This is a genomic window from Brevundimonas sp. (assembly GCF_032107865.1).
Lineage (GTDB): Bacteria > Pseudomonadota > Alphaproteobacteria > Caulobacterales > Caulobacteraceae > Brevundimonas.
This window is the reverse complement of record NZ_DAMCNG010000112.1, coordinates 1-9,296: the sequence shown is the minus strand read 5'-3', so window position 1 is coordinate 9,296 and position 9,296 is coordinate 1. Positions and strand designations below refer to the sequence as shown.

Annotated in this window: 15 protein-coding genes; 8 read left to right on the top strand and 7 right to left on the bottom strand. The window is 67.9% G+C overall.

Going from position 1 to position 9,296, the window contains the following annotated elements:
- Positions 1-1,054: tetratricopeptide repeat protein (locus RT567_RS10350; RefSeq protein ID WP_409516166.1), on the top strand; the 1,054-nt coding region annotated here is incomplete at its 5' end.
- 74 nt (positions 1,055-1,128) lie between these two features.
- Here the strand turns inward: RT567_RS10350 and RT567_RS10345 are convergent.
- The 3 genes from RT567_RS10345 to RT567_RS10335 all read right to left on the bottom strand — a co-directional run bounded on the left by RT567_RS10345 (position 1,129) and on the right by RT567_RS10335 (position 2,620).
- Positions 1,129-1,407 (bottom strand): HU family DNA-binding protein, encoded by a 279-nt coding sequence (locus RT567_RS10345; RefSeq protein ID WP_003170475.1) that lies wholly within the window; start codon positions 1,405-1,407, stop codon positions 1,129-1,131.
- Between the two features lie 122 nt (positions 1,408-1,529).
- Complete coding sequence (gene fliP / locus RT567_RS10340; protein WP_313576312.1) at positions 1,530-2,345, bottom strand: flagellar type III secretion system pore protein FliP; 816 nt, start codon at positions 2,343-2,345, stop codon at positions 1,530-1,532.
- On the bottom strand, positions 2,342-2,620 hold the full coding sequence (locus RT567_RS10335; protein ID WP_046652103.1) for a FliO/MopB family protein: 279 nt from the start codon (positions 2,618-2,620) through the stop codon (positions 2,342-2,344). The genes fliP and RT567_RS10335 overlap by 4 nt, the downstream gene beginning before the upstream one ends.
- Before the next feature lie 152 nt (positions 2,621-2,772).
- Between RT567_RS10335 and flgB the strand changes: the two genes are divergently transcribed.
- From flgB to fliE, 3 genes are read left to right on the top strand one after another with little or no spacing between them, the layout of a single operon-like run.
- Entirely contained in the window at positions 2,773-3,177 is a 405-nt protein-coding gene (flgB, locus tag RT567_RS10330) for a flagellar basal body rod protein FlgB (protein WP_313576311.1), read from the top strand.
- A gap of 13 nt (positions 3,178-3,190) precedes the next feature.
- Complete coding sequence (flgC, locus tag RT567_RS10325; RefSeq protein WP_003165923.1) at positions 3,191-3,625, top strand: flagellar basal body rod protein FlgC; 435 nt, start codon at positions 3,191-3,193, stop codon at positions 3,623-3,625.
- 12 nt (positions 3,626-3,637) lie between these two features.
- Positions 3,638-3,961 carry a flagellar hook-basal body complex protein FliE gene (gene fliE, locus RT567_RS10320; protein ID WP_313576310.1) on the top strand — a complete coding sequence of 108 codons (324 nt, stop codon included), beginning with the start codon at positions 3,638-3,640 and terminating at the stop codon, positions 3,959-3,961.
- Between the two features lie 13 nt (positions 3,962-3,974).
- Here the strand turns inward: fliE and gluQRS are convergent, their stop codons facing one another.
- Genes gluQRS through RT567_RS10305 form a run of 3 tightly spaced genes read right to left on the bottom strand, consistent with a single transcriptional unit; the run spans position 3,975 to position 5,358 of the window.
- On the bottom strand, positions 3,975-4,826 hold the full coding sequence (gluQRS, locus tag RT567_RS10315) for a tRNA glutamyl-Q(34) synthetase GluQRS (RefSeq protein ID WP_313576309.1): 852 nt from the start codon (positions 4,824-4,826) through the stop codon (positions 3,975-3,977).
- Complete coding sequence (locus tag RT567_RS10310) at positions 4,823-5,110, bottom strand: type II toxin-antitoxin system RelE/ParE family toxin (RefSeq protein ID WP_313576308.1); 288 nt, start codon at positions 5,108-5,110, stop codon at positions 4,823-4,825. The genes gluQRS and RT567_RS10310 overlap by 4 nt, the downstream gene beginning before the upstream one ends.
- Positions 5,107-5,358: a type II toxin-antitoxin system ParD family antitoxin gene (locus tag RT567_RS10305; RefSeq protein ID WP_088410333.1), complete on the bottom strand. Its 252-nt coding sequence runs from the start codon at positions 5,356-5,358 to the stop codon at positions 5,107-5,109. The genes RT567_RS10310 and RT567_RS10305 overlap by 4 nt, the downstream gene beginning before the upstream one ends.
- A gap of 139 nt (positions 5,359-5,497) precedes the next feature.
- On the opposite strand from RT567_RS10305, the gene RT567_RS10300 reads away from it, so the two are divergent.
- The 4 genes from RT567_RS10300 (at position 5,498) to RT567_RS10285 (ending at position 8,003) form a co-directional block, all read left to right on the top strand.
- A complete protein-coding gene (locus RT567_RS10300; protein WP_313576307.1) occupies positions 5,498-6,151 on the top strand; it encodes a DNA-3-methyladenine glycosylase 2 family protein in 654 nt (217 codons plus the stop codon).
- Positions 6,152-6,211: 60 nt separating this feature from the next.
- Entirely contained in the window at positions 6,212-6,874 is a 663-nt protein-coding gene (locus RT567_RS10295) for a trimeric intracellular cation channel family protein (RefSeq protein ID WP_409516165.1), read from the top strand.
- A 21-nt stretch (positions 6,875-6,895) separates the two neighbouring features.
- A complete protein-coding gene (locus RT567_RS10290; RefSeq protein WP_313576305.1) occupies positions 6,896-7,294 on the top strand; it encodes an ASCH domain-containing protein in 399 nt (132 codons plus the stop codon).
- A gap of 136 nt (positions 7,295-7,430) precedes the next feature.
- Positions 7,431-8,003 carry an HNH endonuclease gene (locus RT567_RS10285; RefSeq protein ID WP_292060181.1) on the top strand — a complete coding sequence of 191 codons (573 nt, stop codon included), beginning with the start codon at positions 7,431-7,433 and terminating at the stop codon, positions 8,001-8,003.
- Positions 8,004-8,014: 11 nt separating this feature from the next.
- Here RT567_RS10285 and RT567_RS10280 read toward each other — a convergent pair.
- The coding region (locus RT567_RS10280; RefSeq protein WP_313576304.1) for an aldehyde dehydrogenase family protein at positions 8,015-9,296 on the bottom strand (1,282 nt) is incomplete at its 5' end.

The following is a 9,296-nucleotide window of genomic DNA, read 5'->3' as shown; positions in this document are numbered from 1 at the left end:
GGGCGTCATCAAGCTGGAGATGGCCAAGGGGACGCTGAAGGCCGACGCCGCCGCCGCCCAGCTGGAGGCGCTGAAATGGCGCTGGCGCGGCGACGCGACCGAGCTGGCGGTGATCCGCACCCTGGGCGAGCTCTATCTGTCGCAGGGCCGCTATCGCGAGGCGCTGACCACGCTGAAGACGGCGGGGTCGAAGATCGCTGCCCTGCCGGGCGGCGACCGGCTTCAGGCCGATCTCGACAGCGCCTTCCGCGCCCTGTTCCTGGAAGGCGCGGCCGACGGATTGCAGCCGGTGCAGGCGCTGGCCCTGTTCTTCGACTTCCGCGAGCTGACGCCCGTCGGCGCCGACGGCGACGAGATGGTGCGACGTCTGGCGCGGCGGCTGATCGACGTTGACCTGTTGGATCAGGCGGCGGAACTGCTGAAATATCAGGCCGAGAACCGGCTGGACGGGGTGGCGAAGGCGCAGGTCTCGACCAATCTGGCCGCCGTCTATCTGATGAACCGCCAGCCGGAAGAGGCGCTGAAGGCTTTGTGGTCGTCGCGCACGACCCTGCTGCCCACGGCGATGAACCTTGAGCGCCGCGCGCTGGAGGCCCGCGCCCTGATGGAGCTGGGCCGTTACGATCACGCTCTGGAGGTGCTGGGCAAGGACGCCTCGCCCGCCGCGCGCGACGTGCGCGCTGACATTCTTTGGAAGCAGCAGCAGTGGGGGGCGGCCGCCGCCCTCTATGAACAGCGTCTGGGCGATCGCTGGAAGGAGACGGCCGTGCCGCTCAGCGAGGTCGAGGAAACGCGCCTGATTCGTGCAGGCGCCGGCTATTCGCTGGCGCGGGACGCAGGAGCGCTGAACCGACTGTCGAAGAACTATGCCCGCTTCGCCGAGGGCGCGCGATCGCCGGGCGCGATTCGGGTGGCGCTGGCGGGACTGGACGGGGCCGACGGTTCGGGCCGCCCGCAGGACTTCGCCGCGCTCAGCGCCGGGGCCGACGCCTACGCCGGCTGGATCGCTCAGACCAAGGCAGAGTTCCGGGCCAAGAGCGGCGCTGCCCAATAAAAAACCCCCCTCCCAGCGGGAGAGGGGTTTTTTGCGTCTATCCCCGCGAGGGGGATCGAACGCGCCTGTAAGGCTTAGCCGTTGACGGCGTCCTTCAGAGGCTTCGACACGCGGAAGCGCACGGCCTTCGAGGCCGGGATCTTGATCGTCGCGCCCGTGGCCGGGTTGCGGCCTTCGCGCTCGGCGCGCTCAGCCGTGTCGAACACGCCCAGGTTCGAGATGCGAACGTCGTCGCCGCTCTTCAGGGCCTTGTGGATGTTCTCGACGATGGCGGTCAGCACCTTGCCGGCGTCAGCTTGCGACACGCCCGCGTCTTTGGCGACGGCGGCGATCAGTTCAGCTTGAGTGGTCATGAGGGTATTTTCCCGATGGTGGTCGCCCGGAAAAAAGCGCCGGACGAAGACCGGGGGATCAACGACGGTTTTGGGGGGCTTGGCAAGTCCGCATCAGCGCGCAGGCCTTGCTGGCTGGGGATTTATCCGGTTCCGGAGGCTCTCTGGAAGCTCTCGACCAGGCTTCCGGCGACCAGTCGCCATCCGTCCACCAGCACGAAGAAGATCAGCTTGAACGGCAGGCTGACCACCACCGGCGGAAGCATCATCATACCCATGGACATGAGCACGCTGGCGACCACCAGATCGATCACAAGGAACGGAACAAAAAGAAGAAATCCGATGGTGAAGGCGGTCTTCAACTCACTGATCATGAAGGCCGGCGTGACCACCCGCAGGGGCAGATCCTGCACGTCCGCCGGGGCCTCTACACGCGACAGGCGAGTGAACAACGCCAGGTCGTCCGGCTTCACCTGGGCCAGCATGAAGGTTTTCACTGGTTCGGACGCCGCATCGAAGGCCTGAGGCAGCTCCATCTGCTGATCCATCAGCGGCCGGATGCCCGAATCATAGGCGTCCTGCCACGTCGGACCCATGACGATGGCGCTCAGGAACAGGGCCAGGGACACCAGGACGGCGTTCGGCGGCGACTGCTGCATCCCCAGCGCCGTCCGTAGCAGGGACAGCACCACGACGATTCGCACGAAGCTGGTGGTCATGATGACGATGGACGGCGCCAGCGACAGCACGGTCATCAGCCCGACCAGTTGCACCACGCGCTGCGTCAGGCCCGCGCCGCTGCCCAGGTCGATGTTGATGGCCGATCCGCCCTGCGCCGCCTCCTGCGCCAGGGCGCCCAGCGGCCAGACCAGGCACAGGGCGGTGGTGATCAGCGACAGCATGGCCGCGCGCTTCAGCTCCGCGCGGCTCGGCATGCCGAACAGGGCAGGGGGCTTCATTTGACGCCTCCCGGCTGGCGCGGCTCGATCAGTTCGCGGCCTTCGCCCAGCAGGATCAGTCGTTCTTCGTCGTCGACGCGGATCAGCACCAGGCGGCGCGAGGGGTCCAGCACCAGGGTCTCGACCACCTTCATCCGCCGCACCTGGCCCTGCGGCCCCTGGAAGCGGGCCAGGATTTCGGGCGCATAGCGGCGCGCCGCCCAGGCGGCCAGGCCGATAATGCCCAGGGTGATGGCCAGGCCGAAGATCGCCCGGAACAGATCGAGGAAGTTCATGCGGATGCAGCCCCAGACGCATACGGCGGCGGCGCGCGGACGCGGCGCTTCGGGGGCATGTTTCAACAGACGTGGTTAACGGCGCGTTTAGGGATACGAGATATTAACCATGCAGGCGGCAAATTCTGCCGATCACCGTCCGAGGGATTCGCGTGTCCGTCACCGACCTGCCGCTGCTGAATCAGATCAAGGGCCGCCTGGGCTGGCTGGACGACCGCCAGCGGGTGATCGCCCAGAACGTCGCCAACTCCGACACGCCCGGCTATGTCGCCCGCGACCTGAAGACGCCGACCGACTTCGCCGAGGCGATGCGGACGGGCGGGGGCCTGCGCATGACGGCCACTAACGCCCGCCACATCTCGCCGCCCGGTCAGGCGGCGCGGTTCGACGCGACCAACGCTCCGGATTCCGAGACCACGCTGGACGGCAACTCGGTCGTGGTCGAGGAGCAGATGCTCAAGATGGCCGAGAGCCGCATGGCCTATGACGCCGCTATCGGCTTCTACCAGAAGTCGATGCAGATGATTCGCCTGGCGGCCAAGAAGCCCGCGGCCTGAGGGAGACTGAACCATGCCTGATCCGATCAACGGTCGCCCCGTCACACCGCGCAACACCGCCATGGCCGTCGCTTCCAGCGCGCTGAAGGCGCAGCAGTCGCGGATGCGCATCATCGCCGAGAACATCGCCAACGCGGAATCCACGGCCAACGTCGCGGGCGGCCAGCCCTATCGCCGCCAGACCCCGGTGTTCCAGGCCCGCAACGTCGACGGCGCGACCGGCGTGGTCCTGGCCGAGGTGCGGCCGGACCAGAGCGACTTCCGCATGGACTACGACCCCTCGCACCCGGCGGCGAACGCGGAAGGCTACGTCCAGCGGCCCAACGTCGACACCCTGGTCGAGGCGATGGACATGCGCGAGGCGCAGCGCGCCTATGAGGCCAACCTGAACGTCATCGAGACGGCGCGGAACATGGACTCCCGCACCCTCGACATCATCAAGAAATAAGAGGGTTAGGGCATGAATCCCATCATGGCCGCCCGCGCCTACGCTTCCGTTCAGGGCGGGGGCGGCGTCAGCGTCACCACCTCGGCCAATGCGGCGGCCTCGACCGGCCCGAACGCGGCCGGGGGCTTCGCCGATCTGCTGCAGAACGTCATGACCCAGACGACGCAACAGACCCGCGCCGCCGAGACGCAGATGGCGCAGTCGGTGCAGGGGCAGGGCAATCTGATCGACGTCGTCACGGCCATCTCCTCGGCCGAGGCTTCGCTGGAGACGGTCATGGCGGTGCGTGATCAGGTGATTTCGGCCTATCAGGAAATCATGCGGATGCCGATCTGACGGCGCTTTGCGGTCAGAGCCCCAGTTCCGCCCTCAGCGCTTCGGGCGTCAGCCCGCCCTCTCTCAGTTCAGCCAGAGTAACCGAGCGGTCGCGCTTGGCGTAGCGACGGCCGTCCGGCCCGGCCAGCAGGCGGTGGTGGCGATAGACCGGCGCGGGCCAGTCCATTAGCGCCTGGATCAGCCGCTGGATATGGGTCGCCTCGAACAGATCCTGACCCCGGATGACGTGGCTGATCCCTTGCAGGGCGTCGTCGTGGGTGACGGCCAGATGATAGGCGGTCCCGGCGTCCTTGCGCGCCAGCACGACGTCGCCCGCCGTCTCGGGCCGCGCCTTGACCCGGCCGGTCTCGCCATCGGGGCCTGAGCCTTCTTCGATGTAGCTTAAGCGCTCCCACGCCGCGCCGCCCAGCGCCTCCTTCGCCCGATCCAGCGACAGTCGCCACGCGAAAGGGCGTCCGTCAGCTAGCAGTCGCGCCTCTTCCTGGGCCGGATGAGGACCGGGGCGGGCCGCCTCTGCCGGGCCGTGAGGCGCATCGCCGATGGCGTCCAATATCTCCTTGCGCGTGCGGAAGCAGCGATAGAGCAGGCCGCGTCGGTCCAGCGTCTCGACCACAGCGGCGTAGTCGGCCAGATGATCGGACTGGCGCCGCACGGGCGTCTCCCAGTCCAGCACCAGCCAGGCCAGGTCTTCATAGATGCCCGCCTCGAACTCGGGCCTGCACCGCGTCGGGTCGATATCCTCGATCCGCAGGATGAAGCGCCCGCCGGCCTCCTTCGCCGCCCGCCACGCCGTCAGGGCCGAGAAGGCGTGCCCCTTATGCAGGCGGCCGGTGGGGGAGGGGGCGAAGCGGGTGACGAACGTCATTGCGCGTCGCCTAGCAGCGACGCCCAGTCGCGGGCGGCGTGCAGCACGCGGATGATCTCGACCCGATCCGTCACGCGATAGAAAATCACATAGTCGCCGAAGGGGCGTTTGCGCAGATCGGCGAAACCGATGCGCGGATAGCGCTCGGCGTTGGCGGACAGGCTTTCACATTCCGTCAGCGCGCTCTCGATCCAGCGGCCTGCGGCGCGCGGATTGTCGCGCGCGATCCAGGCGCCGCTCTGAGCCAGATCCGACTCGGCCAGGCGGGTCAGAACGACCTTCATTCCGGGGTGGAAGGCTCGAAGCGTTGACGCAGCCTCTCGGCCGCCGTGTTCAGCGAGACGACGTCGCCGCGCTCTGCCTGGGTCACGCCGGCTTCAAGCTTGCCGAGCAGTTCGGTCAGGCGCGCTTCATGCTCCTGAACCAGGCGAACGCCCGTGCGCAGCACCTCGCTCTTGGAGCCGTAGCGCCCCTGCTTCACCAGATTGTCGACGACCTGCTCCAGGGCGCCGAGTTCGACGGTCATGGTCATGGCGATCTCCTGCTCTAATAATAGATGTTAGAGGGCCGGTGCGCCAGAGCTCTCCATGAGTGGCGGTTTCCGGCCGTGGTCAGAACCGGGCGTCGAACCTCTCTTTTCGAGGGGGGAGGCGGAAGGCTAGCATGGCGTCATGGCCCTTGCTCCGTCTCCCGCTTCCGTCGCCGCCGCCCGCGAGGCTCTGGCCGTCGCCGATCCGGCGCTGGCCAAGGCGCATGCCTCGACGCCCGTGTTCGAATGGCGGTTGCGGCCGGGCGGCTATGAGGGGCTGTTCCGCATGATCGTCGAGCAGCAGGTCTCGGTCGCCGCCGCCGCCGCTATCTGGAAACGGGTGGTCGAGGGGCTGGATGGGCAGGTGACGCCCGACGCCGTGCTGGCGCGCGATGTCGAGACGCTGCGGAGCTTCGGCCTGTCGGGCCAGAAGGCGAAATACGGTCATGAGATCGCCCGCGCCCATGCCGACGGCCACATCGACTTCGACCATTTGGAGCGGCTGGACGACGTCGAGGCCATCGCCGCCCTGGTCGCCATCAAGGGGGTGGGCAAGTGGACGGCCGAGACCTTCCTGATGTTCTGCGAGGGGCGGCTGGACGTCTTTCCCGGCGGTGACGTGGCCTTGCAGGAAGCCATGCGCTGGGCCGATCGCGCCGAGGACCGTCCGAACGAGAAACAGGCCTATGCCCGCGCCGAGATCTGGCGGCCGCATCGCGGGGTGGCGGCGCATTTGCTCTGGGGGTGGTATGGTGGCGTTCGGCGCGGCGAGATCGCGCTGGACGAGGGCGTTTGACTCTCGTTTTCACCAAGGCTGGGGGCGACCCCGAAGACGGCGCCGCGCGGCGCCCTGGGGATGATGACGATGTTGGAGCCGATCGCGGGCGCAGACCTGGTTCGTCCGGCTGCGGTGCTGCCGCTGCTGGATTTTGCGGGCGTGGCCGTGTTCGCCGCCACCGGCGCCCTGGCCGCCGCGCGCGAGAAGCATGACGTCCTGACCTTCGCCTTCTTCGCCGCCGTCACAGGTATGGGCGGCGGCACCCTGCGCGATCTGCTGATCGGGGCGCCGGTCTTTTGGGTGCAGGACTGGCGCTATGTCGCCGTCTGTATGGTGGCGGCGGTCGGCTTCTGGATGCTGGGCTCCCGGTCGTGGCGTTTCCGCGCCCTGCTGTGGCTGGATGCGATCGGGCTGGCGGCCTATGGCGTCATGGGGGCGGCCAAGGCGGCGTCTTACGGCGTGACGCCGTTGATCTGCATCGTCATGGGCGTGCTGACGGCCTGCTTCGGCGGCATCGTGCGCGACGTGCTGGCGCACCAGCCCTCCATTCTGTTGCGGCGCGAGTTGAACATCACCGCCGCCCTGGTGTCGGCGGCCCTGTTCGTCGGCCTGAAGGCCGTGAGCCTTCCCACATGGCCTGCTGTGGCGGTGGCCGTGGTGGCTGGGTTCGGCGTGCGCGCCGGCGCCCTGAAATGGGGCTGGAGCCTGCCCGCCTTCCCAACCGCCGCTTCGCGATATTGAACCCAACTGATGAGAATGCAGATGAACGACGTTCCTGCGGCTTATGCGGCTGCGCCCCGTTGGCCCTTTGGCGACAGCTCCGAACTGGCTGATGAACTGCTGGCCCTGGTGCTGGCCGGCGGCAAGCGCGCCACCTGTTCGTCGCTGGCGTCATGCGAGGCCGACATCATGCCGACCGTGGGCGAGGTCAGCGTCATTCTGGACGGCGCCGGCGTCCCTCGCTGCGCGATCCGCACGACCGAGGTCGAGATCATGCCTTTCGAGCAGGTCAGCGAGGACTTCGCCCGCGCCGAGGGAGAGGGCGACCTGACCTACGAATGGTGGCGCGACGCGCATGAGGCCTATTACCGCCGCGAAGGCACCTGGGCGCCGGGCATGAAGGTCGTCTGCGAGCGCTTCGAGCTGGTCGAGGTCTTCTAGAGGCGCGTCACGAAAACGCGCCGTATCTGTCATGGCGATGCGGGAGAATCAGGCGTAGGGTTTCGCCATCAGACCAAGGAAGGAGACGTGTCTTCAGTCCTGTCGCGTCGATAACCCCCCGTATGAGCGGGAGGGCCTGATGCAGGTTCTCTCCCGCCCGCCGTCCGGCTTTCCAGCCTTGGTGCTGAACGCCGATTTCAGGCCCTTGTCCTATTTCCCCCTGTCGCTCTGGCCGTGGGAAGAGGTGGTCAAGGCCGTGTGGCAGGACCGCGTCGATGTGGTCGCCACCTATGACAAGGTCGTCCGCAGCCCCTCGCTGGAGATGCAGCTGCCGAGCGTGGTCTGCCTGAAGTCCTATGTGGACCAGGACCGCAAGCCGGCCTTCACCCGGTTCAATGTCTTCCTGCGCGACGGTTTCGCCTGCCAGTACTGCGGCGCGCCGGGCACGTCCCAGGATCTGACCTTCGACCACGTCATCCCCCGCTCGCGCGGCGGGCGCACGACGTGGCAGAACATTGTCGCGGCTTGCGGTCCCTGCAATCTGCGCAAGGGCGGCCGCACGCCCGGTCAGGCCCACATGCCCCTGCGCCGCACCGCCCACCAGCCCAGCGCCTGGCAGCTTCAGCAGGCGGGACGCCGCTTCCCGCCCCACTTCCTGCACCAGAGCTGGCTCGACTACCTCTACTGGGACATCGAGCTGGAGCCCTAGCGCCGCTGGGTTCAACTGGCGGAATAGCTGGTCTTGGTCTGGGTGTAGAAGTCTGCGGCGGCGAAGCCCTGTTCGCGCGGGCCGTAGCTGGACTTCTTCGTGCCGCCGAAGGGGACGTGGTAGTCGACCCCGGCGGTAGCCAGGTTGACCATGGTCATGCCCGCCTTGGCGCGGCGCTGGAAGTCGCGCGCGTGCTTCAGCGACTGGGTGACGATGCCCGCCGACAGGCCGAACTCGACGCCGTTGGCGACCGCCAGGGCTTCTTCATAGGAAGCGACGCGGATGGTCGAGGCGACGGGACCGAACACTTCCTCGGTGTTGATGCGGGCGTGGGCCTGGGTGTCGATGATCAAGGTCGGCTGGACGTACCAGCCCGGCTTGTCGAGGCTGAGATGCTCACCGCCGGCCAGCACGCGACCCCCGCCGTCGCGGGCGATGTCGATGTAGTCATAGGAGGTCTGGCGCTGGGCCTCGGTCACGGCCGGGCCCATCTGGGTCGTGGGGTCGAGGGCGTCGCCGACGCGCAGGGCCTTCACCTTCTCGGCCAGGGCCGCGACGAAGCGGTCATGGATGCCGTCCTGCACGACCAGGCGGCTGGAGGCCGTGCAGCGTTGCCCGGTGGCGAAGAAGCTGCCGTCCAGCGCGATGGCCACCGCGCGCTCCAGATCGGCGTCGTCCAGCACGATCAGCGGGTTCTTGCCGCCCATTTCCAGTTGCACGCGGGCCTGGCGCTTCATTGCCCCCTCGGCCACCCCGGCGCCGACCTTCTGCGAGCCGGTGAAGCTGATCCCGTCCACGTCCGGGTGGGCGACGATGGCGCGGCCGACGTCGCCGTCGCCGATGACCATGTTGACCACGCCGCCGGGCAGGCCCGCCTCATGCAGGATGGCGATCAGGGCCTCGGCCGTGGCCGGGGTCGGGCCGGCGGGCTTGATGACCACGGTGTTGCCGAAGGCGATGGCCGGGGCGATCTTCCAGGCCGGAATGGCGATGGGGAAGTTCCACGGGGTGATCAGGCCGAACACCCCGACCGGCTGACGATAGGTCTGGATTTCCACGCCGGGCCGGGTCGAGGCCAGGTTCTGGCCGTGCAGGCGCAGGGCTTCTCCGGCGAAGAACTTCAGGATGCGGGCGGCGCGGGCGGTCTCGCCGATGCCCTCGGCCAGGGTCTTGCCTTCTTCGCGCGACAGCAGGCGGCCGATGGTTTCGCGCCGCTCCATCAGCAGCGTCCCGGCGCGGTCGAGGATGTCCGAGCGCACCTCCGGCGAGGCGTCGGCCCAGGGGCCGAAGACC